This is a genomic window from Pseudomonas sp. TYF_14, from assembly GCF_043105275.1.
In the GTDB taxonomy this organism is placed as follows: Bacteria; Pseudomonadota; Gammaproteobacteria; order Pseudomonadales; family Pseudomonadaceae; genus Aquipseudomonas; species Aquipseudomonas alloputida.
In genome coordinates this window covers 78509-104352 of the sequence record NZ_JBICLK010000009.1, presented here as the reverse complement: position 1 = coordinate 104352, position 25844 = coordinate 78509, and the positions used below count along the sequence as shown (strand labels likewise).

Annotated in this window: 27 protein-coding genes; 17 read left to right on the top strand and 10 right to left on the bottom strand. The window is 63.4% G+C overall.

Going from position 1 to position 25844, the window contains the following annotated elements:
* Positions 1-3 precede the first annotated feature (3 nt).
* Positions 4-1296, top strand: coding sequence for a fumarylacetoacetase (gene fahA / locus ACF8O8_RS03560; protein ID WP_019436968.1), 1293 nt, complete (start codon positions 4-6; stop codon positions 1294-1296).
* 12 nt (positions 1297-1308) lie between these two features.
* Positions 1309-1941 (top strand): maleylacetoacetate isomerase, encoded by a 633-nt coding sequence (maiA, locus tag ACF8O8_RS03555; RefSeq protein WP_010955281.1) that lies wholly within the window; start codon positions 1309-1311, stop codon positions 1939-1941.
* Here the strand turns inward: maiA and ACF8O8_RS03550 are convergent.
* Positions 1935-2741 (bottom strand): SirB1 family protein, encoded by an 807-nt coding sequence (locus ACF8O8_RS03550; protein ID WP_392509254.1) that lies wholly within the window; start codon positions 2739-2741, stop codon positions 1935-1937. The genes maiA and ACF8O8_RS03550 overlap by 7 nt on opposite strands.
* Positions 2742-2865: 124 nt before the next feature.
* Between ACF8O8_RS03550 and ACF8O8_RS03545 the strand changes: the two genes are divergently transcribed.
* On the top strand, positions 2866-3885 hold the full coding sequence (locus ACF8O8_RS03545; protein ID WP_010955279.1) for a Glu/Leu/Phe/Val dehydrogenase dimerization domain-containing protein: 1020 nt from the start codon (positions 2866-2868) through the stop codon (positions 3883-3885).
* 58 nt (positions 3886-3943) lie between these two features.
* Here the strand turns inward: ACF8O8_RS03545 and ACF8O8_RS03540 are convergent, their stop codons facing one another.
* A complete protein-coding gene (locus ACF8O8_RS03540; RefSeq protein WP_003251679.1) occupies positions 3944-4207 on the bottom strand; it encodes a YebG family protein in 264 nt (87 codons plus the stop codon).
* Positions 4208-4617: 410 nt separating this feature from the next.
* On the opposite strand from ACF8O8_RS03540, the gene ACF8O8_RS03535 reads away from it, so the two are divergent.
* Entirely contained in the window at positions 4618-5088 is a 471-nt protein-coding gene (locus ACF8O8_RS03535) for a phosphate-starvation-inducible protein PsiE (protein WP_003251685.1), read from the top strand.
* 3 nt (positions 5089-5091) lie between these two features.
* Here the strand turns inward: ACF8O8_RS03535 and ACF8O8_RS03530 are convergent, their stop codons facing one another.
* Both ACF8O8_RS03530 and ACF8O8_RS03525 read right to left on the bottom strand, forming a co-directional pair.
* Entirely contained in the window at positions 5092-5382 is a 291-nt protein-coding gene (locus ACF8O8_RS03530; protein WP_026031873.1) for a DUF3509 domain-containing protein, read from the bottom strand.
* Positions 5383-5502: 120 nt separating this feature from the next.
* Positions 5503-5850: an HPF/RaiA family ribosome-associated protein gene (locus ACF8O8_RS03525; RefSeq protein WP_014592331.1), complete on the bottom strand. Its 348-nt coding sequence runs from the start codon at positions 5848-5850 to the stop codon at positions 5503-5505.
* A gap of 256 nt (positions 5851-6106) precedes the next feature.
* Between ACF8O8_RS03525 and ACF8O8_RS03520 the strand changes: the two genes are divergently transcribed.
* The 6 genes from ACF8O8_RS03520 (at position 6107) to ACF8O8_RS03495 (ending at position 12436) form a co-directional block, all read left to right on the top strand.
* The gene (locus ACF8O8_RS03520; RefSeq protein WP_104962548.1) at positions 6107-6412 is read left to right on the top strand and encodes a DUF3649 domain-containing protein; all 306 of its coding nucleotides are present in this window, start codon (positions 6107-6109) and stop codon (positions 6410-6412) included.
* The gene (locus ACF8O8_RS03515; protein WP_392509253.1) at positions 6409-7986 is read left to right on the top strand and encodes a PepSY-associated TM helix domain-containing protein; all 1578 of its coding nucleotides are present in this window, start codon (positions 6409-6411) and stop codon (positions 7984-7986) included. Before ACF8O8_RS03520 ends, ACF8O8_RS03515 begins: the two co-directional genes overlap by 4 nt.
* Complete coding sequence (locus ACF8O8_RS03510) at positions 7986-8312, top strand: DUF3325 domain-containing protein (protein ID WP_020191456.1); 327 nt, start codon at positions 7986-7988, stop codon at positions 8310-8312. The genes ACF8O8_RS03515 and ACF8O8_RS03510 overlap by 1 nt, the downstream gene beginning before the upstream one ends.
* A gap of 5 nt (positions 8313-8317) precedes the next feature.
* Positions 8318-8893, top strand: a complete 576-nt coding sequence (locus ACF8O8_RS03505; RefSeq protein WP_010955272.1) for an RNA polymerase sigma factor — start codon at positions 8318-8320, stop codon at positions 8891-8893.
* Positions 8890-9870, top strand: coding sequence for a FecR family protein (locus ACF8O8_RS03500; RefSeq protein ID WP_392509252.1), 981 nt, complete (start codon positions 8890-8892; stop codon positions 9868-9870). The genes ACF8O8_RS03505 and ACF8O8_RS03500 overlap by 4 nt, the downstream gene beginning before the upstream one ends.
* Before the next feature lie 175 nt (positions 9871-10045).
* Positions 10046-12436: a TonB-dependent siderophore receptor gene (locus tag ACF8O8_RS03495; RefSeq protein ID WP_392509251.1), complete on the top strand. Its 2391-nt coding sequence runs from the start codon at positions 10046-10048 to the stop codon at positions 12434-12436.
* A 29-nt stretch (positions 12437-12465) separates the two neighbouring features.
* Here the strand turns inward: ACF8O8_RS03495 and ACF8O8_RS03490 are convergent, their stop codons facing one another.
* The gene (locus ACF8O8_RS03490; RefSeq protein ID WP_010955269.1) at positions 12466-13341 is read right to left on the bottom strand and encodes a helix-turn-helix domain-containing protein; all 876 of its coding nucleotides are present in this window, start codon (positions 13339-13341) and stop codon (positions 12466-12468) included.
* A 185-nt stretch (positions 13342-13526) separates the two neighbouring features.
* On the opposite strand from ACF8O8_RS03490, the gene ACF8O8_RS03485 reads away from it, so the two are divergent.
* Positions 13527-14429: a DMT family transporter gene (locus ACF8O8_RS03485; protein WP_392509250.1), complete on the top strand. Its 903-nt coding sequence runs from the start codon at positions 13527-13529 to the stop codon at positions 14427-14429.
* Positions 14430-14543: 114 nt separating this feature from the next.
* Here ACF8O8_RS03485 and ACF8O8_RS03480 read toward each other — a convergent pair whose 3' ends face one another.
* Together ACF8O8_RS03480 and ACF8O8_RS03475 are read right to left on the bottom strand one after the other, a co-directional pair.
* On the bottom strand, positions 14544-15518 hold the full coding sequence (locus tag ACF8O8_RS03480) for a 2-hydroxyacid dehydrogenase (protein ID WP_392509249.1): 975 nt from the start codon (positions 15516-15518) through the stop codon (positions 14544-14546).
* A 175-nt stretch (positions 15519-15693) separates the two neighbouring features.
* Entirely contained in the window at positions 15694-16641 is a 948-nt protein-coding gene (locus tag ACF8O8_RS03475; RefSeq protein WP_003251712.1) for a LysR family transcriptional regulator, read from the bottom strand.
* A gap of 191 nt (positions 16642-16832) precedes the next feature.
* Here ACF8O8_RS03475 and ACF8O8_RS03470 point away from each other — a divergent pair, with 191 nt between their 5' ends.
* Genes ACF8O8_RS03470 through ACF8O8_RS03455 form a run of 4 tightly spaced genes read left to right on the top strand, consistent with a single transcriptional unit; the run spans position 16833 to position 21597 of the window.
* The gene (locus ACF8O8_RS03470) at positions 16833-18362 is read left to right on the top strand and encodes an efflux transporter outer membrane subunit (RefSeq protein ID WP_392509248.1); all 1530 of its coding nucleotides are present in this window, start codon (positions 16833-16835) and stop codon (positions 18360-18362) included.
* Positions 18359-20536, top strand: a complete 2178-nt coding sequence (locus tag ACF8O8_RS03465) for an FUSC family protein (RefSeq protein WP_003251716.1) — start codon at positions 18359-18361, stop codon at positions 20534-20536. Before ACF8O8_RS03470 ends, ACF8O8_RS03465 begins: the two co-directional genes overlap by 4 nt.
* Positions 20526-20726, top strand: coding sequence for a DUF1656 domain-containing protein (locus ACF8O8_RS03460; protein ID WP_009685040.1), 201 nt, complete (start codon positions 20526-20528; stop codon positions 20724-20726). The genes ACF8O8_RS03465 and ACF8O8_RS03460 overlap by 11 nt, the downstream gene beginning before the upstream one ends.
* Before the next feature lie 10 nt (positions 20727-20736).
* Positions 20737-21597 carry an HlyD family secretion protein gene (locus ACF8O8_RS03455; RefSeq protein WP_010952396.1) on the top strand — a complete coding sequence of 287 codons (861 nt, stop codon included), beginning with the start codon at positions 20737-20739 and terminating at the stop codon, positions 21595-21597.
* A gap of 72 nt (positions 21598-21669) precedes the next feature.
* On the opposite strand, the gene ACF8O8_RS03450 is transcribed toward ACF8O8_RS03455, so the two are convergent.
* From ACF8O8_RS03450 to ACF8O8_RS03440, 3 genes are all read right to left on the bottom strand, one after another.
* Complete coding sequence (locus tag ACF8O8_RS03450; RefSeq protein ID WP_392509247.1) at positions 21670-22137, bottom strand: type II toxin-antitoxin system YhaV family toxin; 468 nt, start codon at positions 22135-22137, stop codon at positions 21670-21672.
* Positions 22134-22460: a type II toxin-antitoxin system PrlF family antitoxin gene (locus ACF8O8_RS03445; RefSeq protein ID WP_014859917.1), complete on the bottom strand. Its 327-nt coding sequence runs from the start codon at positions 22458-22460 to the stop codon at positions 22134-22136. Before ACF8O8_RS03445 ends, ACF8O8_RS03450 begins: the two co-directional genes overlap by 4 nt.
* A gap of 92 nt (positions 22461-22552) precedes the next feature.
* A complete protein-coding gene (locus ACF8O8_RS03440) occupies positions 22553-22999 on the bottom strand; it encodes a universal stress protein (protein WP_350298590.1) in 447 nt (148 codons plus the stop codon).
* A 272-nt stretch (positions 23000-23271) separates the two neighbouring features.
* On the opposite strand from ACF8O8_RS03440, the gene ACF8O8_RS03435 reads away from it, so the two are divergent.
* Positions 23272-24177, top strand: a complete 906-nt coding sequence (locus ACF8O8_RS03435) for a LysR family transcriptional regulator (protein ID WP_010952400.1) — start codon at positions 23272-23274, stop codon at positions 24175-24177.
* A 116-nt stretch (positions 24178-24293) separates the two neighbouring features.
* Positions 24294-25835, top strand: coding sequence for an MFS transporter (locus ACF8O8_RS03430; RefSeq protein ID WP_010952401.1), 1542 nt, complete (start codon positions 24294-24296; stop codon positions 25833-25835).
* Positions 25836-25844 lie beyond the last annotated feature (9 nt).

The following is a 25844-nucleotide window of genomic DNA, read 5'->3' as shown; positions in this document are numbered from 1 at the left end:
TCCATGAACCACTCTGCCAATGCCCGTAGCTGGGTCGAGCACGCCAACGGGCACAGCGACTTCCCCCTGCAGAACCTGCCATTGGGCATCTTCAGCCGGCCGGGTGAAGCCAGGCGCTGTGGCGTGGCCATCGGCGACGCGATCCTCGACCTGGAGGCGGTGCTGGCCGCCGGGCTGTTCGACGGGGCGGCCAAGGCCGCCGTTGAAGCCACCCGCGGCGGGGCTCTGAACGCATTCTTCGCTTTGGGCCGCAACGCCCGCGTAGCCCTGCGTGAGCGTTTGCAGGTGCTGCTGGGCGAGCACAGCGAACACCAGGCAGCCCTGAAGCCGGCGCTGCTCCCGGCCAGCGACTGCCAGCTGCACGTGCCAGCGCAGATCGGTGACTACACCGATTTCTACGTTGGTATCGAGCATGCGAAGAACGTGGGCAAACTGTTCCGCCCCGACAACCCACTGCTGCCCAACTACAAATACGTGCCGATCGGTTATCACGGCCGCGCCTCCACCATCCGCCCGTCCGGCACCGACGTGCGTCGGCCCAAGGGCCAGACCCTGCCGGCGGGGCACACCGAGCCGAGCTTCGGCCCTTGCGCTCGTCTGGACTACGAACTGGAACTGGGTATCTGGATTGGCCAGGGCAATGACATGGGCCAGGCAATTCCGGTAGGCGATGCCGCCGAGCACGTAGCCGGCCTGTGCCTGCTCAACGATTGGTCGGCGCGCGATATCCAGGCCTGGGAATACCAGCCACTGGGGCCGTTCCTGTCCAAGAGCTTCATCACCACCATTTCGCCCTGGGTGGTTACCGCCGAAGCGTTGGAGCCGTTCCGCTGTGCCCAGCCGGCTCGTCCCGAAGGTGACCCGCAGCCGCTTTCGTACCTGCTGGACAAGCGCGACCAGGCCAGCGGTGCATTCGATATCGAACTCGAAGTGCTGCTGCTGACCGAGCGCATGCGTGAGCAGGGCATTGCCCCGCACCGCCTGACCCTGAGCAACACCCGCAGCATGTACTGGACCGTGGCGCAGCTGGTGGCGCACCACAGTGTCAACGGCTGCCAGCTGCAGCCAGGTGACCTGTTCGGGTCGGGCACGCTGTCGGGCGCCACGCCGGGATCGTTCGGTAGCCTGCTGGAGATCACCGAAGGCGGCAAACTGCCGGTCGAGCTGGCCAGCGGCGAGGTGCGCAAATTCCTCGAAGACGGCGACGAAATCATCCTGCGTGCCCGCTGCACACGTGACGGCGTGGCCAGCATCGGTTTCGGTGAGTGCCGCGGCACGGTCATCGCAGCCAACTGAGGAGGCAGGGGTATGGAGCTGTACACCTATTACCGTTCCACCTCGTCCTACCGGGTGCGCATTGCCCTGGCACTGAAGGGGCTGGCTTACCAGTCCCTGCCGGTCAACCTGCTGCAGGGTGAGCAGCGTGGCGAGGGCTATGTAGCCGTCAACCCGCAGGGCCGCGTACCGGCCTTGCGCACCGACGGTGGTGAGGTGCTGGTGCAGTCGCCGGCGATCATCGAGTACCTGGAAGAGGTTTATCCACAGCCTGCGTTGCTGCCGGCCACCGCCGAGGCACGGGCCAGGGTACGGGGGGTGGCGGCCATCATTGGTTGCGACATTCATCCGCTGCACAACGTCAGTGTGCTCAACCGGCTGCGCCAGGCCGGTCAGGATGAGGGGCAGGTCAACCAGTGGATCGGCCACTGGATCAGCCAAGGGCTCGCGGCAGTGGAGCAACTGATTGGCGATCACGGTTTCTGCTTTGGCGACACGCCTGGGCTGGCGGATGTGTACCTGATCCCGCAGTTGTACGCGGCCGAACGCTTCAACATCGACCTCGACAGCTTCCCGCGCATCCTGCGGGTTGCCGCACTGGCGGCCGCGCACCCGGCGTTCGCCAAGGCCCATCCCGCCCAGCAGCCGGACAGCCCGGCTCAGTGAAGTGAACGGTTCGCCGCCGGAAGCTTGCCGATTCGCTCGGACAGCTTCAGGCGCTGGACCGGGTCTTCCGTCAGCAGCAATGCATGCTCCAGGTCGAAGCGCTCGGCCTGCGGGCAATCCAGATGATGGTAGAGAGAGGCGCGAGTCATGTAGTCGCTCACCTGCACCGGGCCCAACTGCATGATCCGCTCTGAATCGATCAATGCCGCCAGGTGGTTGTCGTTACTGATGTGCAGTTGGCGCAGGTTGCGTGACAGGCGTTGCAGCATCTGCAGCGGGCTGGCGCTGCGCAGGTGCTCGGCTGTCAGCGCCAGGTGCGGGCCGAACTGGCGCGCCAGCAATTCGCGGCAGTCGCTGGGATACAGGCGCCGGCCGCCACAGGGATCGAGCAGGTGGTCGGCACCCGGCACGCGCAGCAGGAAATGCCCAGGGAAGCCCACACCCTCCAGCGGTATGGACAGGCGCCTGGCCAGTTCCAAAGCGAGGATGGCCAGGGTCAGTGGTTGGCCGCGGCGGCGCTGCAGTACCTTGTCCATCATCGCCGCATGGGGGCGCAAGGGGTGATATTCATCCTGCTGAAAGCCCAGCGCATTCAGCTGGCGCAGCAGTGGCTGGGCCAGTTCGCTTAGTGGAAGCATCGGCAGGTTGGCGCTTATCTCGCGCTGCAGGTCGTGCAGCGCAGCAAGGCTGGCCGCGGGCTCGACACCAGGGTCGTGCTCGGCGGCAATCCACAATGCGGCTTCCAGCAGGTCGACAGGCTCGCGTTCCAGGCAGGCCAGGCAGGCTTGACGTGGCTTCATGGGGTATCTCCACACACGTTTGAGTATTAGCCGTGGCGCGTGGTTTCGTCCAGTGGTCCGGCGGCGGCGTCGAGGCTGAGGCCGTGCCTATACTGGAAGGAGCACCTCGTAGGGGAGCCGGTCGATGTTCGCGCTGATGCAAAGCACCCGTACCCAGTCACTGCACCTGTTCAATGACCCGCCTACGGGCCTGAAAGCCGTTGTGGCAATCCACAGTGAGCATTTGGGCCCGGCCATGGGGGGGTGCCGCTACCTGCCTTACGCCGATGACGAAAGCGCCATGACCGACGCGATTCGCCTAGCCCAGGGCATGAGCTACAAGGCAGCACTGGCCGGCTTGCCGATGGGGGGTGGCAAGGCGGTAATCATGCGCAACCCGCATGTGGAAAACCGCGCAGCGCTGTTCGAGGCCTTTGGCCGCTTCATCGATACCTTGCATGGGCGCTTCATCATCGCCGTGGACAGTGGCACCTCGACCTTGGACATGGACTGCATTGCCCACAGCACGCCCTACGTGACCAGCACCACTGCATCGGGCGACCCATCGCCACATGCGGCGATGGGGGTGTTCGCGGGCATACGTGCCACAACCTCGTTCCGGCTGGGCAGCGATGACCTGAGAGGCTTGCGGGTAGCGGTCCAGGGGTTGGGCAATGTTGGTTATGCCCTGGCGGAGCAATTGCATGCGGTGGGCGCGGAGCTGCTGGTCAGCGACTTGGACCCGGGGCGGGTGCGGCTGGCGATGGAGCAGTTCGATGCCAAACCGGTGACCAACGATGCGTTGATCAGTACCCCTTGCGATATCTTTGCACCCTGCGGCGTGGGCCCGGTACTGAACGGGCAGAGCGTGATGCAACTGCGTTGTGCGGCAGTGGCGGGGGCGGCCAACAACCAGCTGACTACCTTGCAGGTGGCAGACCAGCTGGAGTCGCGCGGCATATTGTATGCACCTGACTACGTGATCAATGCCGGTGGGCTGATCTATGTGGCACTCACCCACCGTGGCGAAGACCAGCGCACCATTACTGCGCACCTGGCGCGGATCCCTTCACGGCTGACCGAAGTGTTTGGCCATGCGCAGGCGGAGAAGCGTTCGCCGGCAAGGGTGGCGCAGATGTTGGCGGAGCGGTTGTTGTATGGCTGAAGGTTGATGATGGCGTGGTGGGCCACTTCGCGGGTAAACCCGCACAGCTCCAGCGATATCACTCGGCAGCAGTACCCTCAAGCAATTCGGCCAGCGCATCCGGCTGGCTTTTGAACGCCCGGGCGAACACATCGCGGTTCTTCGCCATGTAGATACCGGCTTCCTCGACCTGCTGCTCGGTCAGCGACGGCACCGCCTTGTGCAGCACTTCGGCCAGGCGCTCGGCCAGTTCGAGCATCTTGTCGTGACGGTCTGCTTCGGCCTTATCCATGAACAAGCGCTCCGGGTCGCGGCTGCTGCGGTACACCACTTCGACGGCCATTCATCACCTCTATGCCTTTTTGCTGGTTGTGTTGCGGTTTACTGTATCTATATACAGTAATGGCAATACTGGTTGGTTCGCAAGCAGAAATTGTAGCGTGGCATAGACCGAGTGCTGCGGGTGCCTTTGCCTTGGTTTTTGCGGTGTTGCGGAGATCGAGCGCCGCCCGCGCGGCGCATCGCGAGCAAGCTCGCTCCTACATTTGTTTCGGGCCAGTATCGCCTGTGCCTGCGCGCGCGACCGCCTTGTTTGTCCCTCACGATATCGAGGTGAGCTCCAGGGCCATGCCTCAAGGTGCCTTGCGGCAATCGGTCGCCTTCCAAGACAGGGGCTTGGCCCTTTAACTGCATGGCACAAGCGTCACATCAGCGACGCATCATCCTTAAAGACGTATCGGGGAATGGAACATCGTGAACATCAAATGGGCAGAAAAACTGCGCAAGGGCCTGCACGGCTCGGCCGACTCGCTGGGCAACCTGTGCGTCGAGGCGTTCCATTACCTGGCGCTGTTCGGCATTGGCGCCATCACCGCCTACGCGGCGGTGGTGACGTTCCTGGACATGCTGGGCAAGGGCGGGATCAGTGTCGATGACATCCTGCTGTTGTTCATCTACCTGGAGCTGGGGGCGATGGTGGGGATCTACTTCAAGACCAACCACATGCCGATCCGCTTCCTGCTGTACGTGGCAATCACCGCGCTCACTCGCCTGCTGATCGGCGATGTTTCGCACCACAAGGCACCCGATGAAGGGCTGTTGTACCTGTGCGGCGGCATCCTGTTGCTGGCGTTCTCGATCCTGGTGGTGCGCTACGCTTCGTACCGCTACCCCTCGACCAAGGTGCTGGACGCCAACGGCAAGGCAGTGGAGGAGGGCAAGTAGCCCTCAATTGGCAACAAAATGGCGCGGCTCGTGGCGGGCGTCACGGGTCAGCGCGGCCAGCACTTGCAGGGGGTTCTGGCTGAGTTCGATCGCAAGGCCCAGGCGGATGCTGTCGATCACCCGTTGCAGGCGCACCGGGTCATTGCGTTGGGCCGGGGTGATGAGGCGCTTGGCGACCACGCCGGCGTCGTCGGACAGGGTCAGCATGATGCTGCCGTCGAGGTTGGCAATGCTCAGGTTCACCCGGTATTCGGGGGCGAATGCAGCACTGATTCGTTCGAATGGGTTGTTCATGGTCTTGCTTCTGCGGTGAGTGATGCAGAGGTTGACCGGGACGTTCGCATGTTGGTTCAGCGCCATTGATCGGCACAAACGAAAACGCCCGGCTCAAGGCCGGGCGTTTTGCATTGCCGATCAGGCGTCCGGGTCACTCAGTTCCAAGGCGCCGCGCTTGCTGCGCAGCTTGCCGTAGAAGTGCTCCAGCGCGTGATTGAGCTTGGTGGCGGCACCGTCGACTGCCTGGTCCAGCGAACTGGCGGTGTGGGTCACGGAAATCGGTTGGTGGCCTTTCGGGCGAGCCTCCATCTGGCAGCGTTTGTCATGCGGTCCGGGCTTGACGCCGTTCTCGTCGCGCAGGTGAACCTCGATGCGGGTGAGGTCTTCTTCGTAACGTTCCAGTGAGTTCTGCAGTGTGCTGCGGACCCATTGGTCGAGCCGGGCGTTACCGTCGAAATCGTTGCTGCTGTTGACCTGGATTTGCATGATTCAATCCTTATTCAGCTTGCTCGCATGGAGACGCGCCTAGGCCCTTGAGACCCTTGGAATTTCTGCGCCTCTTGACTCTAAGGTCAGGCAACTGCGGAATGAATTCAAGCCCTTTTTGAAAATAAATTTCTTGTTGCAGATTGTCTGACTGCGGCATGCCGTTCCGTCGGCCAATCGGCTGGCGGGTTCTGGGCTTTGCTTATGAGAATTGAAATCATTATTATTGCAGCCTTTAAAACGCCCGGACCCCGCCATGACGCGCAAAACCGCCGGCCTTCCCCTCAGCTATCGCCTGGCCGTGACATCCCGTAGCCTGGCGGCGCTGCTGGGCGGCTACTTGCTGGCGTCGATGGCCAGTGTCTGTATTGCCTTGGTGGCGCCGTTGCCAAAGGTCGATGCCACGCTCACCGGCCTGTTGCTGTCGTTCGTCTTCTACCTGCTGGCGTTCATCTGGTGTTTCGCCTGCCGCAGCGCCTGGCGTGCCTGGTTGGGCGTATTGGCGCCAAGCCTGCTGCTGGGCGTGATCAGCGGCGTTGCCTACTGGATGAAAAACCCATGAAAGAAGGCTTCCGCCAGGCAATGGCCTGGCTGCACACCTGGACCGGCCTGATCTTCGGCTGGCTGTTGTTCGCCATCTTCCTTACCGGCACGCTGTCGTACTTCAAGGAAGAAATCACTCATTGGTCGCAGCCTGAAGTGCGCAGCCATGCCCTGGACCCGATCAATAGCCTGGCAGTCGCTCAACGTTACCTGCAGGACAATGCAGGGCATTCGAGTACCTGGTTCATTCGCATGCCGAACGAACGGGAGGCCGCCTTGAGTGTGGGCTACCGCGACCCCAGTGGCGGCCCGCGTGGCTTCGTCAGGAAAACCCTCGATACCCAGACCGGCCAGCCGGTGGAAGCACGTGACAGCCGCGGTGGTGAGTTCTTCTACCGCTTTCACTTCCAGCTTCAGATGCCTTACCCGGTTGGCCGTTGGCTCTCGACGTTCTGCGCTTTCATCATGCTGCTGGGGTTGGTCACCGGCATCATTACCCACAAGAAGATCTTCAAGGAGTTCTTCACCTTCCGCCCTGGCAAGGGGCAGCGTTCCTGGCTGGACGGGCACAATGCCATCGGCGTGCTGGTGCTGCCGTTTCACCTGATGATCAGCTACAGCAGCCTGGTGCTGTTCATGTACATGGTGATGCCGGCGGGCATCATGGCCAGCTACGGCAATGACACCGACAAGTACTTCAACGACCTGTTTGGCCGCAACGATGCGCCCAAGGCGGCCCAGGTGGCCACGCCGCTGGTAGCGCTGCCGAGCCTGTACGCCAAGGTGCAGGAGCTGCAGCCGGGGGCGCGTGTCGGCAACATCCAGGTGCAGAACCCGGGCGACAGCAATGCCCGCGTTACCTTCACCCAATCGGCAGCCGACCACGTGGCTTATCGGCGTAGCGCCAACTGGACATTCGATGGGGCCAGTGGTGCGCTGTTGAGCCAAGGCAAGCCAGAGAGCGGGGTAATGATGACCGCCTTCAGTTTCGCCGGCCTGCACATGGGTAACTTTGCCGGGCCTTGGCTGCGCTGGCTGTACTTCTTCTTTGGCGTGGCCGGTACTGCGGTGATTGGTACCGGGTTGGTGATGTGGTTGGGCAAGCGCCAGCTCAAGCACGCCAAGAACGGGCATATGCCAGGTGAGCTGCGTTTGGTCGAAGTGCTCAATATTGCCAGCATGAGCGGCTTGTTGCTGGCGGTGGCGAGCTTCTTCTGGGCCAACCGCCTGGTGCCCATGGCTGTCGAAGGCCGCGCCGACTGGGAGGTCAATGCTTTCTTCATCGCCTGGGGCCTGTCGCTGGTGCACGCCGTGCTGCGTAGCGGGCGCAAGGCCTGGGGCGAGCAACTGGCGCTGGGGGCGCTGGCCTTCGCCCTGCTGCCGTTGCTCAATGGCCTGACGACTGACCGGGGCTTGAACCATTCGGTACTGGAGGGCGACTGGGCCATGGCCGGCTTCGATCTGACAGCCCTGGGGACCGGCCTGTTTCTGGCCTGGCTGGCTCGCAAGATGCTGGTCAGCCCCACGCCCGTAGCCAAGCGCGCGGCACGTGCGACAAAAAAACCGAGCGTTGAAACGTTGGGGGCGAGCTGATGCTGGGTAACGCACTGATCGCCTTTGCAGGCTTCGTTGCCCTGTGCCTGGCGATGGAAAAGCATTTCAGCGACTTGCTTGGGCGCAAGCCGCGCCCGCGCCACTTGCACCTGTTGCGTTTTGCAGGTTGGCTGCTGCTGATACTGTCGCTGGTGCTCAGCGTGCACCAGCGTGGCTGGGCCCTCGGCCTGGTGGAGTGGACCGCGGTGATGATGGCCGGGGTAACACTGTGGGTGTTCGGCCTGCCGTACCAGCCTCGTCTGCTGCTGGGCCTGGCCGCCGTCAGCGTGGTGCTGGGCCCGATGCTCGCCGTGTTTGCCGTGTGACCCCCGTGAGCGAGCCAGGGGATATCATCGAGCCTCACGCTGACAGCGCAGGCGCACGTGCACGTTTCGTCCAGGTGTTCCAGGCCCAGCGTGCGCGTATGGAGGCGTTGGTAAGCCGTCGGGTCGGCTGCCGCGCCACCGCTTCGGACCTGGTCCAGGAATTGTTCCTTCGTTTCTGGCGTCGCCCCGAGGTCAAGGTCGAGGCGCTGGACACTTACCTGCTGCGTTGCGCGGGCAACCTGGCCATAGACCACCTGCGCAGCGAAAGTAGCCGCGAACGCGTGGCCGAAGCCGCTGTGCCGGTGAGCGAGGCGAGCCTGGCCCAGGCCCCTGAGCAGGCCGTGGAGGTCGACCACGACTTGCAGCGTATCGAGGCCACCTTGCGTGCCTTGCCCGAGCGCACCCGGCAGATCTTCCTGCTCAACCGCATTCACGGCTGTAAGTACAGCGAGATCGCCAAAGCCATGCAGCTGTCACAGAGCGCCGTGGAAAAGCATATGATGCGCGCCCTTGAAGCGTGCAAGGCGAGTGTTGCCGAGCCCGCGTCCACCCCACGCCGGCCAGGGAGCGCCCGTCGATGAGCCGTTTACCGCCGATCACCGAAGCGCAGTTCCAGGCTGCCCTGCAATGGTTCAACCGGATCAACGAGCAACCCCGGCAAGCCGAAGGCGCGGCATTCAAGCGCTGGTTGCTGGCCGACCCCGCACACCGCGCAGCCTACGAACAGGCCCAGGTGCTTTGGCAGAAAAGCGCCGCCCCGGCGGCGCGGCTGGCGGACGAAGAACAGGACGCCCTGCAGCGCTACCTCGATGCCATGGCCAGACCGCCGGCTGGTGGCGGGTGGCGGCGGGTGGCAGGGCTGGCGTTGGCAGCCTGCCTGGTGCTGGCCGTGGGTGTCGCCGGGGGCTGGCACCCGGGGTACTGGTTGCGGGACCTGCAGGCGGACTACAGCAGTACCGGGCAGATTCGCCAGGTGATTTTGGCCGACCAGTCTCAGGTGACGCTTGATGCAGGTAGCGCCATTGCGGTCGACTTCGCCCGGGGTGAGCGCCGTGTGCGGTTGCTGCATGGCGCGGCGTTCTTCGAGGTTACCCATACCGGTGAGCCGTTCCTGGTGGAAGCTGCCGGCGGCGAAGTGCGGGTGCTTGGTACCCAGTTCGAGGTGCGTGAACAAAGTGAGGGCGCCCAGGTGACGGTGCGCAGCGGGCGTGTGGGCGTCAGCCCCGCGCAGGGCACTGTGGCGCGAGAACTGACTGCCAACCAGCAGATGACCTACCGCGCAGGCAGGGTAGGCGACACCCTGGCGGTGGACAGTGACAACCGCCTGGCCTGGCGCCAGGGGTGGCTGAACTATTACCAGGTGCCGCTGGCGCAGGTGATCGAAGACCTTGGGCGATATTATCCGGGGCGTATCCTGTTGCTCGATGGTGACCTGGGGCAGCGCAAGGTCAGCGGAAGCTTCCCGGTGGCCGAGCCGCTGCTGGCGCTGGATTCGCTGGGCAAGGTGATGGGTTTTTCACGGCAGACCGTGTTGGGGCGTTTGACCCTGGTTCGGTAGTTGCCTGTGCCAGCCTCTTCACGGGTAAACCCCCCGTAGGGGCGGGTTTACCCGCGAAGAGGCCGCCACAGCAAAAATATTTCCAGGCACAGGTGAGGTAACAGCACGTGGCATCCGTGTAATGAGTGAAAGTGCGATTGATTCGCAATAATCACCCCCTCACAGGTCTGCGTCCATGAAGTTCTCCCCGCGTTGCGTCCCTCTCTGGTTCGGCCTTGCTGCGCTCCCGGCCTTCGCTGTCGCCCCCCTGGCAAGCGCGGCCGAGCAGCTGCAGGCCTATGCCTTCGCCCAGCCGGCCCAACCCTTGGCCCAGGCCCTGAACGCCTTCAGCCGTACCACTGGCCAGAGCGTGGTCTACACCCTCGAGCTGCCGGGCGTGCAAGCGCCAGCGCTGAATGGTCGGTTCAGCGCCGAGCAGGCGCTGCAACAACTGCTGGGCAACGCTGGGCTGGCCTGGCGCCGCGTCGACGCACGTACCCTGACCCTCGAACCAGCAGACACCTCCGGAGCCCTCAGCCTGCAGGCCACCACCGTGACCTCGCAACTGGACGACTACAGCTACCAGCCCCCGGCCAGCGCTTCGATCATGCGCGGCCAGGGCCCGAACCAGGACATCCCCCAGGCAATCAACGTGGTACCGGCCCAGGTCATCCGCGACCAGGCCCCGCGCAACCTCGATGATGCCCTGGCCAACGTCAGTGGCATTACCCAGGGCAACAACTTCGGCGGCACATCCGACACGGTTATGAAACGTGGCTTCGGCGACAACCGCGACGGCTCGATCATGCGCGATGGCATGCCCGTGGTGCAGGGTCGCAACCTCAACGCCAGCACCGAGCGGGTCGAAGTGCTCAAGGGCCCTGCCTCGCTGCTGTACGGTATCCAGGATCCGGGTGGGGTCATCAACGTGGTCAGCAAGCGTCCGCAGTTGCAGCAGTACAACGCCCTGACCGTGCGCGGCTCGACCTATGGCAGCGGCAAGAACGGCAGCGGTGGCGGGCTCGACAGCACGGGCGCACTGGGTGACAGCAACTTCGCCTACCGCCTGGTCGTCGACCACGAAGACGAGGACTACTGGCGCAACTACGGCGTGCACCGCGAATCGCTGGTGGCGCCGTCGCTGGCCTGGCTGGGCGAAGACACCCAGGTGGTGCTGGCCTACGAGCACCGTGAATTTCTCTATCCGTTCGACCGTGGCACCGCGTTCGGCAACAACGGCCACCCGCTGAACATCCCTGCCACGCGCCGCCTGGACGAGCCGTTCAACGACATGGAAGGGCGCTCCGACCTGTATCGCCTGGAAGTCGACCATCAGCTGGCCGATGACTGGAAGCTGCACTTCGGCTACAGCTTCAATCGTGAGACCTACGATGCCAGCCAGGTTCGCGTGACCGGCGTCAACGAAACCCAAGGCACGCTGACACGCAGCATCGACGGTACCCACAACGCCATGAGCCGTGACCAGTTCGTGACCCTGAGCCTCAATGGCAATGTCGAGCTGGCGGGGATGCAGCATGACCTGCTGTTCGGCATTGACCATGAAGACCGCAAGATCTTTCGCGGTGACCTGATTCGCCAGACACCACAGTCCACGTTCAGTTATCTGGACCCGGTCTACGGGCAGGAAGTGGAGGGCACCAACGTGCGAGCCAGCGACAGCGACCAGACCGACAAGCTGCGCACCGATGCGCTGTTCGTGCAGGACGCGCTGCACCTCGATGAGCACTGGATCCTTGTAGCAGGTGCGCGTTTCCAGCAGTACGACCAGTACGCTGGCCGCGGTCGCCCGTTCAAGGCCAATACCGACATCAGTGGCCAGGCCTGGGTACCTCACGCCGGTATCGTTTACAAAGTCGACGACCAGCTCTCGTTCTATGGCAGCTACAGCGAGTCGTTCAAGCCCAACTCGACCATCGCGCCGCTGACCGGCAATGTCGTGCTCGACTCCTCGGTGGCACCTGAGGAGGGCAAGGCGTGGGAGCTGGGCGCCAAGCTCGACATGCCAGGCCGCATCACAGGCACCCTGGCATTGTTCGATATCACCAAGCGCAATGTACTGGTCTCGAACTTTGACGCCGTCACAAGCGAGACGGTCTACAGCAATGCGGGTGAGGTCAGTTCACGCGGTGTGGAACTCGACGTGACCGGCCAGCTCAGCGAGCGCTGGAGCCTGATCGGCAGCTATGCACTGACCGATGCCAAGGTCACCAAGGACCCTGATCTTGAGGGCAATCGCCTGCAGAACGTGGCCCGCCACAGCGGCTCGCTGTCGGCGGTGTATGACTTTGGCAGCCTGTTCGGGAGTGACCGGCTGCGCTTCGGTGCCGGCGCCCGTTATGTGGGCGAGCGTTCGGGTAACGCGACCAATACCTTCGACCTGCCGAGCTATACCGTTGCCGATGCGTTTGCCACTTATGAAACCAAACTCGACGAACACAACGTGCGCCTGCAACTGAACGTGAAGAACCTGTTCGACAAGGTGTATTACAGCTCGGCGGTGAACCAGTACTTTGTGGCGATTGGCGATGCGCGGCAGGTCAGTTTGTCGAGCACCTTCGAGTTTTAGGCAAATGGGGCCGCAGAGCGGCCCCGGTTTCAGATGAAAAAGGCCTTGCGGTATTCGCCAGGTGTGGCCCCCAGGGCTTGGCGAAACCGGTTGCTGAAATGGCTGGCACTGGCAAACCCGCACAATAAGGCAATCTCTCCCAGCGGCATTACTCCCAGCCGCAACAACTGGCACGCCCGGTGCAGCCGCCGGGCCAGCAGATACTGGTGCGGCGGGAGCCCGAAACTGGCGCGGAACATGCGCGCAAAGTGGTATTCGGACAGATTGCAGCGCAGCGCCAGCTCGTCCAGGGTGATGGGCTGGTCCAGGTGTGCCTCGAGGTAGTCGACCAACTGCCGGCGCAGGTTTGGCGCCAGCCCGCCTTTCAGGCGCAGGCCTTGGCGCAACCCGACCTGGCTGAGCAGCGCATGGTCCACGATCTCGTGCGCCAGGCTGCTGGCCAGCAGGCGCTCGCCGGGCTCGTCCCAGTCCAGCTGGATCAATTGACGAAAGCGGCCAGCCTGCTGCGGGTCGTCCAGAAAGGTCGCTTCCTGCAGTTGCAGCTCGCGCGGTTCCCGGTCGAGCAGGCGTACACAGCCCAGGGCGAACTGTGCCTCGCTGACATACAGGTGTGCCAGGCGGATCGCGCCATTGACGACCCAGTTCGATTCCTGCCCGGCCGGCATCACGCACAGCTTGTCGGGCGCACCTTTGTCGGCCGGGCGCTGGCGGCGGAAGGTGCCGGTGCCGTCGGCGATGTAGCACGACAAGGTGTGATGGCTAGGCGCCTGGTAGTCGCGCGCATCGTCACGGTTGCTCCACAACGCCGCCGCCAGTCCGTCGCCCAGGTGCGCGCTCAGCTCCAGCCTGGCATTGGGCGAGGCATGCATGGCGTTGAACACTTGCAACTGGGTGAGTGGCGTCATGGGCGGGTCCTCTTGCCTGCCATCCTACTGCGCCCTGGATCGAGTGACAGCTACCGGCGCAAGAAAAGCGCAAGTTTGTGCAAGCAGCCAGAGGCCGATCGCAAGAACACTGGTGATCCCTGTAGGAGCGGGTTTACCCGCGAAGCGCCGGGCACCGATTTCCAAAGGCCCAAGGAACCGCCACCATGAACCTGTCACTCTACCTGCTCACCGTCCTGATCTGGGGCACCACCTGGATCGCCCTGAAACTCCAGCTAGGCGTGGTCGCGATCCCGGTTTCGATCGTCTACCGCTTCGCCCTGGCCGGCCTGATCCTGTTTGCTTTCCTGTTGATTACCCGCCGGCTGCAACCCATGAACCGCCGTGGCCACCAGATCTGCCTGGCCCAGGGCCTGTGCCTGTTCTGCGTCAACTTCATCTGCTTCCTCAGCGCCAGCCAGTGGATCGCCAGCGGCTTGATCGCGGTGGTGTTCTCAACCGCCACACTGTGGAACGCGCTTAACGCCCGCATTTTCTTCGGCCAGAAAATCGCCGGCAATGTGCTTGGCGGTGGTGCCTTGGGCCTGCTTGGCCTGGGCCTGCTGTTCTGGCCGGAGCTGTCGCATCACGCAGCCAGCCGCGAAACCCTGTACGGCCTTGGCTTGGCCCTGTTGGGTACGCTGTGCTTCTCGGCCGGCAACATGCTGTCGAGCATGCAGCAGAAGGCCGGGCTCAAGCCGATGACGACCAATGCCTGGGGCATGGTCTATGGGGCGGTGATGCTGGCGGTGTTCTGTGTGGTCAGCGGCGTGCCGTTCAGCATGGAGTGGAATGCGCGCTATATCGGTTCACTGCTGTACCTGGTGGTGCCGGGGTCGGTGATTGCCTTTACTGCCTACCTGACCTTGGTCGGGCGCATGGGCCCGGAGCGGGCAGCTTACTGCACGGTGCTGTTCCCGTTGGTGGCGTTGAATGTGTCGGCGGTGGCCGAGGGTTATCAGTGGACGGCGCCGGCCTTGCTCGGGTTGGTGGCGGTAATGGCGGGGAATGTGCTGGTGTTTCGCAAGCCCCGGGCCAAGGTGGCTGGGGGTGTTGTGGTAGCCAAATAGGTGATGGGTTGCCTGGGCCGGCCCTTTCGCGGGTAAACCCGCTCCTACAGGGTGCACACCCTTTGTAGGAGCGGGTTTACCCGCGAAGAGGCCGGCACACGCACTCCAAAACGGTCAGCCCTTCCACACCTGCGGGTTCACCAGGTCCCGCGGCCGCTCGCCCAGCAGCGCCGCACGCAGGTTGTCGATCGCCCGGTTGGCCATGGCCTCACGGGTTTCGGCAGTGGCCGAGCCAATGTGCGGCAAGGTCAGCGCATTGGGCAGCTTGAACAGCGGCGAGTCGCTCAGCGGTTCTTTCTCGTACACATCCAGGCCTGCGCCGCGAATGGTGCCCGCCTGCAGCGCCTCGATCAGCGCCGCCTCATCCACCACCGGCCCACGGGCAATGTTGATCAGGAACGCACTCGGCTTCATCAGCTTCAGCTCGCGGCTGCTGATCAGCTTGCGGGTGGCATCGGACAACGGCACCACGATGACCACGAAGTCGGCTTCGGCCAGCAACTGATCCAGGCTGCGGAACTGCGCGCCCAGCTCCTTCTCCAGCGCGGTCTTGCGGCTGTTGCCGCTGTACAGGATCGGCATGTTGAAGCCGAAACGGCCACGGCGTGCCACTGCTGCACCAATGTTGCCCATGCCGACGATGCCCAGGGTCTTGCCATGTACATCGCTGCCGAAGTGGGCCGGGCCTACGGTGGCCTGCCAGTTGCCGGCCTTGGTCCAGGCATCCAGCTCGGCGGTGCGCCGGGCGCAGCCCATGATCAGCGAGAAGCCCAGGTCGGCGGTGCTTTCGGTCAGCACGTCGGGGGTGTTGGTCAGGGCGATGCCGCGCTCGTTGAAGTAGTCGAGGTCGTAGTTGTCATAGCCGACCGACACGCTGGACACCACCTCCAGCCTGGCCGCACCTTCAAGCTGTGCCCGGCCGAGCTTGCGGCCAACGCCGATCAGGCCATGGGCTTCGGGCAGGGCTTCGTTGAACTGGGCGCTGATGTCGCCGAGCTTGGGGTTGGGCAGGATCACGTTGAAGTCTTGCTGCAGGCGTTCGGCCATGGCCGGGGTGATACGGCTGAAGGCCAGGACGGTCTTTTTCATCGGGCAACTTCTCTGCAAGGCGGGGTGGGGCTGTGCTGGTCCCTTCGCGGGCAAGCCCGCTCCTACGGGGGGGCGCGGTGCCTTGTAGGAGCGGGCTTGCCCGCGAAGGGGCCGGAACAGGCGAAATCAATGGTTAGCAACCTACCATTGTCCGCCCCCGCATTGCAGCAGCTTTTTAGTTGGCGATCAGCACCTGATGGGTTTTCAGGTCTGCCTCATGCGCGGCAAGAATCTCTGGCAGCGAGTTGCGCAGGTACTCGACCCAGGTCTTGATCTTGGCATCCAGATACTGCCGCGATGGATAGATGGCATACAGGTTCAACTCCTGCAGGCGATACTCCGGCAGTACCCGTACCAGGCTACCGTCCCGCAGGCCCTCGATAGCCGAATAGATCGGCAGCACGCCTACGCCCATGCCACTGCGGATCGCAGTCTTCATGGCATCGGCGGTGTTCACCATGAACGGCGAACTGGTGATGTTGACCATCTCTTGGCCTTCCGGGCCATCGAACAGCCACTTCTCCAGCGGTATCACCGGGCTGACCATGCGCAGGCAGGCGTGCTTGAGCAGGTCGGCAGGCTTGTGCGCCACGCCATGCTGGGCGATGTAGGCGGGCGAGGCACAGACAATGCTGTAGGTGATGCCCAGGCGCTGCGAAACGAACCCCGAGTCGGGCAGTTCGGTGGCCAGCACGATGGAGACGTCATAACCCTCGTCGAGCAGATCGGGCACGCGGTTGGCCATGGTCAAATCGAAGGTCACGTCCGGGTGCGTTTCGCGGTAGCGGGCGATGGCATCGACCACGAAGTGCTGGCCGACCCCAGTCATCGAATGCACCTTCAACTGCCCGGCCGGGCGCGCATGGGCGTCGCTGGCTTCGGCCTCGGCTTCTTCGACGTAGGTAAGAATCTGTTCGCAACGCATCAGGTAACGCTTGCCGGCTTCGGTCAGCGCAATGCGGCGGGTGGTACGGTTGAGCAGCCTTGTTTGCAGATGGGCTTCCAGGTTGGAGACGGCCCGCGACACGTTCGCGGTGGTCGTATCCAGTTGCGCCGCAGCGGCAGTGAAGCTGCCGAGTTGGGCTACGCAACTGAAAGCACGCATGTTTTGCAGGGTGTCCATGGGTCACTCTCGAGGTAGAGGACAAAATTGTGTCACGAAGTAACTTGGAAAAGAGAAAAAGTTGCCTTCGACCAAAGGCGGATTATCGCTGTTTTGGTAACAAAGATTCGCAGGAATCTGTGCTTATCGCCAGTGCTGCTGCCCCCTAGAATTGCCCGGCCCCTTCACCTCTTCCTCGGGAAATCGCAGCTGTGCCGCGTCGCATCATCAGAACGCTCAAGGCGTTCAGTGCCTGTGCCCTTGCCCTCACCTTGAGCGGCTGTATCGGAACCTGGGGCATTGCCCCGCAAAGCAAGACGCTGCAAGCCAATACCTTGACCACCGACGCGGCCATTCGCGAAGCCGCGACCGACGCTCACTGGCCCGACCAGCAGTGGTGGCACGCCTATGGTGACCCTCAGCTGGACCGCTGGGTTACCCTGGCCGTGGCCGGTAGCCCAAGCCTGGCCATGGCTGCGGCGCGGGTGCGCGAAGCCAAGGCCATGGCCGGTGTGGTCGAGTCGGCGGAAAAACTCCAGGCCAACGGCCAGGCCACGCTCAAGCGCCACAACTGGCCGGAAGACCAGTTCTATGGCCCTGGCGCGCTGTCCGGTGCCAACACCTGGGACAACAACGCTGCCATCGGCTTCAGCTACGCCCTTGACCTGTGGGGCCGTGAACGCAATGCCAGCGAGCAGGCCGTGGACCAGGCGCACATGAGCGTGGCCGAAGCCCGCCAGGCGCAGCTGGAACTGCAGAACAATGTGGTGCGTGCCTACATCCAGTTGAGCCTGCATTTTGCCCAGCGCGATATCGTCAAGGCCGAACTGGAACAGCAGGAGCAGATCCTGGCCCTGGCCAAGCGCAGGCTGGATGCCGGCATCGGCACCCACTTCGAAGTCAGCCAGGCCGAAGCGCCGCTGCCGGAAACCCACCGCCAGCTCGACAGCCTGAACGAAGAGATTGCCCTGACCCGCAACCAGCTGGCGGCACTGGCAGGCAAGGGCCCGGGCGAAGGCGCCCAGTTGCAGCGCCCGACCCTGGCGCTGGCTGCACCGCTGAAGCTGCCGTCGAACCTGCCGGCCGAATTGGTTGGCCAGCGCCCCGACGTAGTTGCCAGCCGCTGGCAGGTGGCCGCGCAGGCGCGGGGTATCGACGTCGCCCACGCCGGCTTCTTCCCCAACGTCGATCTGGTCGGCAGCCTGGGCTTCATGGCCACCGGCGGTGGCCCGCTGGAATTCCTGACCGGGCGCAAGTTCAACTACAACGTCGGCCCGGCCATCAGCCTGCCGATTTTCGACGGTGGCCGTTTGCGCTCGCAGCTGGGCGTGGCCTCCGCCGGCTATGACGTGGCCGTGGCCCGCTACAACCAGACTGTGGTCGGTGCGCTGAAAAACATCTCTGACCAGTTGATCCGCCGCGAGTCGATGAAAGAACAGTCGCACTTCGCCGCCGAATCGGTTGCTGCCGCACAGAAAACCTACGACATCGCCATGGTCGCGTTCCAGCGCGGCCTTACCGACTACCTGAACGTACTCAACGCGCAGACCTTGCTGTTCCGCCAGCAGCAGGTGCAGCAGCAGGTGCAGGCCGCCCGCCTGATTGCCCATGCCGAGCTGGTCACCGCCCTGGGTGGTGGCCTGCAGGCTGGTCAGGATGTGCCGAAAGAGGAACGCCAGGCAGCACCGAAGACCCCGGCCACCCTGGCCATTTTCGACAAGAAGCCGGATAACGCCGAATGAGCACTTCCAGTTTGCCCGTGCGCTGGCTGCAAAGCCTGGAATGGCGCCGGGGCTTCTTTGCCTGGGCACGCACCGACGGCGTGACCTGGGTGTACATCTTCAAGGTGCTGGCTGCCGCGTTCATTACCTTGTGGTTGGCCATGCGCCTGGAGCTGCCGCAACCGCGCACGGCCATGATCACCGTGTTCATCGTCATGCAGCCGCAAAGCGGGCATGTGTTCGCGAAAAGCTTCTACCGGGTGCTCGGTACCCTGGCGGGTTCGGCGATGATGGTGGCGCTGATCGCCATCTTCCCGCAGAACACCGAGCTGTTTCTGCCCAGCCTGGCCCTGTGGGTGGGCCTGTGCTCAGCCGGTGCCATGCGCTACCGCACCTTCCGCGCCTATGGTTTCGTGCTGGCTGGCTACACCGCAGCGATGATCGGCCTGCCGGTGCTGCAACACCCCGACCAGGCGTTCATGGCAGCGGTATGGCGGGCGCTGGAAATCGCCCTGGGTATTCTGGTGTCGACCTTCGTCAGTGCCGCGATCCTGCCGCAGTCGGCCAGTGCCGCAATGCGCAACGCCCTGTACCAGCGCTTTGGCGTGTTTGCCGGGGTGGTGGTGGAAGCCCTGCGTGGCGACAGTCAAAAGGACCGCTTCGAGAGCAGCAACGTGCGCTTCGTGGCAGAGGCCGTGGGCCTCGAGAGCCTGCGCAACGTCACCGCTTTCGAAGACCCGCATATGCGCCGTCGCAGTGGCCGGCTGGTGCGCATGAACAGCGAGTTCATGGCCATCACCACCCGCTTCAATGCCTTGCACCGCTTGCTGGAGCGCCTGCGTGCCCGTGGCCCGCTGCAAATTGTCAGCGCTATCGAACCGGGCCTGAATACCCTGGTGGAGTTGCTGCAGCCCTATGTGGGCCGGGCGTTGACTGACGCCGATGCGCTGCGCCTGACCCTGGAGCTGGCCGCCTACAAGGAAGGCCTGCAGGCCCAGGTGCGGGGGCTGCGGGCGGAGTACCTGGCAACGGACCCCAGCGAATCCGACCTGCTCGATTTCCATACCGCGTTCGAGCTGCTGTACCGCTTCGTCGACGAGATGTTGAGCTACGCCGAAACCCATGCCTCGCTGGCCGCGCACAAGCATGAGCGCGAGCAGTGGGACGAACCCTACGTGGCGCAGACCAGCTGGCTGGTATCGCTGGCGGCCGGTGTGCGCGCTTCGGCAGTGCTGTTGCTGCTGGGCAGCTACTGGCTGCTCAGCGATTGGCCCAGCGGCGCCATGATGACCCTGATCGCCACGGTCACCGTATGCCTTTCTGCAGCGTCACCCAACCCCAAGCGCATGTCGTTCCAGATGGCTTGCGGCACGGCCATCGGCGCTTTTGTCGGCTTCTTCGAAACCTTCTTCGTGTTCCCCTGGATCGACGGTTTCCCGCTGCTGTGCATGGTGCTGGCGCCCGTGTTCGTGCTGGGCGCTTTTCTTTCGTCGCGCCCTGCCTACGCCGGTTATGGCATTGGCCTGCTGGTGTTCTTCGCGATTGGTTCGGTGCCGAACAACCTCACCGTTTATGACCCGTACACCTTCATCAACGACTACATCGGCATGGTGATCGGCATGTTCGTCTGTGCCGCCGCCGGGGCGATCATCCTGCCGCCCAACAGCCGCTGGTTGTGGAGCCGCCTGGAGCAGGCGTTGCGCGAGCAGGTGCTGTTCGCCATCAGCGGCCGCCTGCGCGGCCTGGGCTCGGCCTTCGAAAGCCGCACCCGCGACCTGCTGCACCAGGCCTATGGCCTGGCGGCCGGCAAGCCGCAGGTGCAGAGCCAGCTGATGGGCTGGATGTTCACCGTGCTGGAGATCGGCCACGCCGTCATCGAGCTGCGCAAGGAGCAAGCCCGCGCCCCGGTGCACCCGGCCTATGCCGAGTCGCAGCCGTGGCGCCAGGCAATCCGTGTCATGGGCCGTGCGCTGACCCGGCTGTTCCTGCAGCCCAGCGCCAGCAACCACGAGCGCGCACTGGTGGCCGTGGACCACGCCATCGCCCGCGTGCAGGCCACCGATGAGCCATTCGCCCGGCACTTCGACACCTCGGTGCTGCGCCGCGTGCAAAGCTACCTGCACTTCATCCGTACTTCCCTGCTGGACCCACAGTCGCCACTGGCACCGGCGAAAGGATTGCACCATGCCCCGTGAGATCGCCTTCCATGGCGTGTACATGCCCACCATGACCTTGATGTTCCTGTTTGCCCTGGGCCTGGCCTGGGGCCTGGACCGGTTCATTGCCAGCCATGATGGCTACCGCTTCTTCTGGCACCCGGCGCTGCTGCGCCTGAGCCTGTTCGTCTGCTTGTTCGGCGCCATGGCGCTGACTGTCTACTGGTGAGAATCCTTCGATGAAAAAGTTCTTCAGCCTGATCGCCACCCTGCTGGTGCTGGTCGCTGCCGTGGCCATCGGTCGCCAGTTGTGGCTGCACTACATGACCACGCCATGGACCCGTGATGGCCGTGTGCGTGCCGACATCATCAACGTCGCAGCCGACGTGCCCGGCTACGTGGTGGATGTACCGGTCAAGGACAACCAGCGGGTGAAGAAGGGCGACCTGCTGATCCAGATCGACCCTGAGCACTACCAGTTGGCCGTCGACCAGGCCAAGGCACTGGTCGCCTCGCGCAAGGCCACCTGGGAAATGCGCAAGGTCAATGCCAAGCGCCGTGCCGACATGGACAACCTGGTGATTTCCAAGGAAAACCGCGACGACGCCAGCAACATCGCCAATTCCGCCCAAGCCGATTATCAACAAGCCCTTGCCGAGTTGGCCGCAGCCGAGCTGAACCTCAAGCGTACGCACATCGTGGCGACGGTTGACGGCTATGTGACCAACCTGAATATCCACAAGGGCGACTATGCGCGTACCGGCGAAGCAGTGATGGCGGTGGTCGACGAGAATTCGTTCTGGGTTTACGGGTTCTTCGAGGAGACCAAGCTGCCGCATGTGAAGGTGGGGGACCAGGCCGAATTGCAGATGATGAGCGGCGAGCGCCTCAAGGGGCATGTGGAGAGCATTGCCCGCGGCATCTACGACCGTGACAACCCACAGAGCCGCGAGCTGATCGCCGACGTGAACCCCACCTTCAACTGGGTGCGGCTGGCGCAGCGGGTGCCGGTGCGCATTCACATCGATGAAGTGCCGGAAGGGTTTTTGCTGGCGGCGGGGACGACGTGTACGGTGGTAGTCAAGCCTGGCGAAGGTTGACCTTCGCGACCATCCCGGCCTCCCGCATCATCTGTGGGAGCCCTGCTGATGCATGCGTATTAGCCAGTCGGCTCAATCTGCGGCAGCCTCTTGCAGCAACTGGTCCCAATCGTCCGGTGGGTTGCCGCTATGCAACATCTTTTGAAAGACCTTGTAAGCATCGTCGCTACTTTCATAGGCCCGCTTGCTCGACTCGTCATTGACCCAGGCCAGCACGATGATCCTGCTGGGGGTGTGGTAGCGGAAGAACAACCGGTACTGCTGGAAGAACTTTGCTCTGAACCAGTGCTTGTGGTCACCGCCAAGTGTTGTCCCTTGCCGGTATTCGGGTTTGGTCGGGTCTTGAGGGATTACATCGAACGCCAACCGCCGGATGGCGGCCAGCCTTTTAAAGGTATTTCTTTTCGTATAACCCGTTGGGTCTTTGTCCCGTTGAGCCTCGACTTGAGCGCTTAGCGCGTCCAGTTTGGCCAGGAACAGCGGGTGGGCAATTACAGTCCATCCATGAATAACCAGAGGCTTCCTGCTCGCATCACTCATTCATCGTCCGCCGACAGAGGTTGATCCAGGTCGACCTCCGCGTCGCCGACAAGCTTGTCGAGGCGCGCGATGAGGCCAGCATCGACAACCTGCAGCCGTTGAGGGTTGGTAGCGATATCGTGTGCCAGGAAATCCAGAAATTTGCCCAGTACCGGATCGTCCTCGGTTGCCTCTGCGCGGGTGAGTATCACCCCACCGTCGGGGCGAATCGAGTAATGGATCTTGTCACGTTTTTTCAAGCCCAAGGCGCGCCGCACCGTTTCGGGAACAGTGGTTTGATAGCGATCGGTCAGCGTGGACTCGACGTCGAAGGTGGCAGCCATGAGTAATGTCCTGTGGGTGACAGCGATACAACTCAAGGTAATGCGATTGCATTGCCTTGTCAATGCAGGTGCATTACCACGGTGATGAGCGGTCAGGCAGAGCCCACCAACACTGGCATGTCTACCCGGTCAATCACCTTCGCGCTGATTGACGGGTCCAGCAACCGCCCCAACCGCGACAGGTGGCGGTGGCCCATGATGATCAGTTCGCAGTTCAATTCCCGCGCTTTGGCCACAATCGCTTCAACCGGCAGCCCGGCCACCATGCAGCCCTGGCTGGCGAAGCCGGCTTGCTGCAGTTCGCGCACGGCCTCGGCTACGGCGTGGTCGGCATGCTGCTGTTCCTGGCAGGCGGCGGGGTATTCTTCCAGTTCCTCGGCGGTGTAGGGTGCAGGTTGCTCATGCACGGCGAAGGTGGAATCGATGGCCAGCAGCACGTGCAGTTCGTGTTCGCCGGGGCGGCAGTAGCGGCGGGCGAGGGTGAGCAGGGTGCTGGAGGCGGGGGAGGCGTCGATGGCGATCAGGACGGGGCTGGGCATTGGAATCCTTGGCAGAGGCTGGCTTGTGTGGCTGCAGGATCGGCCCTTTCGCGGGCATGCCCGCTCCCACAGGTGTGTCGCACAACATTCGGGAATTGTGGGGGGCCTGTGGCAGCGGGCGCGCCCGCGAAAAGGCCAGACCTGCCAATGCTTCATTTAAGGCCGAATACGCCCAGTGAATAAATGCCCCACCACGCAAGAGCGCATTGCGTCTGATGCAATCCACCAACCTGCTACCATCGCGTTTCCCGCAGCTGTAACGGAAAACGGCCATGCAACTCCCGGACATGAACCTGCTCGTCGCCCTCGATGCCTTGCTCGACGAGGGCAGCGTGGTGGGCGCAGCGCAGCGCATGAACCTGAGCCCGGCGGCCATGAGCCGGACATTGGGGCGTATCCGCGATGCCTTGGGTGACCCGATCCTGGTGCGCGCCGGCCGTGGCCTGGTGCCTACGCCCCGTGCGTTGGCCCTGCGCGAGCAGGTGCATGGCCTGGTGGAGCAGGCCGGGCAGGTGTTCCGCAGCCGTGACGATGTCGACCTAGTTAACCTGGACCGTGCCTTCAACATCCGCACCAATGATTTGTTCATTGCCCTTTACGGCGCCCAGCTGCTGCGCATGATGCTGGCCCAGGCGCCGCGTACGGTGTTGCGGTTTGTCCCGGAGGGCAGTGGTGACGATGATGCAGTGCTGCGCAACGGGCATATCGACCTGATCATCAGCTCGGCCATTGAACTGGGCCCGGAAATCAAGGTGCAGAGCCTGTTCAATACTTACTTTGTAGGCCTGGCGCGTGTGGGCCACCCTATCTTCGATGCCCCGATCACCCCTGAGCGTTTTGCCGCCTACCCGCAGATCAGCGTGTCTCGACGCGGCCGTGCCAACGGGCCGATCGATGTGGCGTTGGCCAACCACAAGGTGGAGCGGCGCGTGGCCCTGATCACCACCAGCTTCCACTCGGCGATGTTCTCGCTGCCGGATTCGGACCTGATCCTGCCGATACCCGCCAATATCCTCAACAGTGTGCAGCGGTTGAAGTTGCCATTGCGCTCGTTCGAGATCCCAGTGCCGTTGGAGACGGTCAATGTAATGCAGGCGTGGCACCCGCGCTTCGACAACGACCCCGCGCACCGTTGGTTGCGCCAGACGTTGAAAGCGTGTGGCCGCATCGATCCGTGATTCAGGCATGGATTGCGTCTGACGCAATATAAAACTACCGACAAGTCAGTTTTCGTCAGCATTCGACCTTCTTAAACTTGCCCCAGCCCTGAAATTGTTGCTGGAGATGTATTCTCATGACTTCCCTGACGGCGCCCTCTGCGGCGCTGGCCGCCGCACCCGCGCCGGCCGCGCCTGCGCAGACGGCGTTTGGCCTGCAGGTGGTGGTCGGGCTGTTCGGTGTGTTGCTGGCTGTGCTGTGCGCCGGCCTCAACGAGTCGGTAACCAAGATTTCCCTGGCCGATATCCGCGGCGCCATGGGCATCGGTGCCGACGAAGGTGCCTGGTTGCTGGCGGTATACAGCGCCGCTTCGGTCTCGGCCATGGCCTTTGCGCCGTGGCTGGCCACGACCTTCTCGCTGCGGCGCTTCACCATGAGCGCAGTGGGTCTGTTCGCCGTGCTTGGCCTGCTGCAACCGTTCGCCCCCAACCTGCACAGCCTGATGTTGCTGCGCGTACTGCAGGGCTTTGCCGCTGGCGCCTTGCCGCCGATGCTGATGAGCGTGGCCCTGCGCTTTCTGCCGCCAGGTATCAAGGTCTATGGCCTGGCCTGCTACGCCCTGACCGCCACCTTTGGCCCCAACCTCGGCACGCCGCTGGCGGGGTTGTGGACCGAATACGTCGGTTGGCAATGGGCGTTCTGGCAGATCATCCTGCCCTCGCTGCTGGCCATGGTCTGCGTAGGCTGGGGGCTGCCGCAGGACCCGCTGCGCCTGGAGCGTTTCAAACAGTTCGACTGGCGGGGCGTACTGCTGGGCCTGCCCGCCATCAGTTGCACTGTGCTGGGCCTGTCGCTGGGCGACCGCTGGGGTTGGTTCGACTCGCCGCTGATCTGCTGGCTGCTGGGCGGTGGCCTGCTGTTGCTGGTGTTGTTCATGTACAACGAGTGGTCCGAGCCGTTGCCGTTTTTCCAGTTGCGCTTGTTGCAGCGGCGCAACTTGAGTTTCGCCCTGGTGACCCTGGCCGGCGTGCTGGTCGTGCTTTCGGGTGTGGGCAGCATCCCCTCGGCCTACCTTGCGCAGATCCAGGGCTACCGCCCGGCGCAGACCAGCCCGTTGATGATGCTGGTGGCCATGCCGCAACTGATCGCCCTGCCGCTGACGGCGGCACTGTGCAACATCCGCGCAGTGGACTGCCGCTGGGTGCTGGGCATTGGCCTGGCGATGCTGGCGGTGTCCTGTGTTGGCAGCAGCCTGCTGACCAGCGAGTGGATCCGTGGCGACTTCTACCCGTTCTACCTGCTGCAGGTGTTCGGCCAGCCGATGGCAGTGCTGCCGTTGCTGATGCTGTCCACCAATGGCATGACCCCGCAGGAGGGCCCGTTCGCCTCCAGCTGGTTCAACACCGTCAAGGGCCTGGCCGCCGTCATCGCCGGTGGCCTGCTGGATGTTCTTGGCACCCTGCGCCGGCACTTCCATTCCAATCACCTGGTGGACAGCCTGGGCAACGCCCCGCTGGTCGACGGCAACGCCGCCGGCCTGGCCAAGCGCATTCACGACCAGGCGCAGGTATTGACCTCAGCTGACCTCTATCTGGTGCTGGCCTGTATCGCCGTGGCCCTGATCTGCCTGATTCCTTTCGTGCCTACCCGGGTCTATCCGCCGCGTGCGGTGGCTTGAACCCTGGAT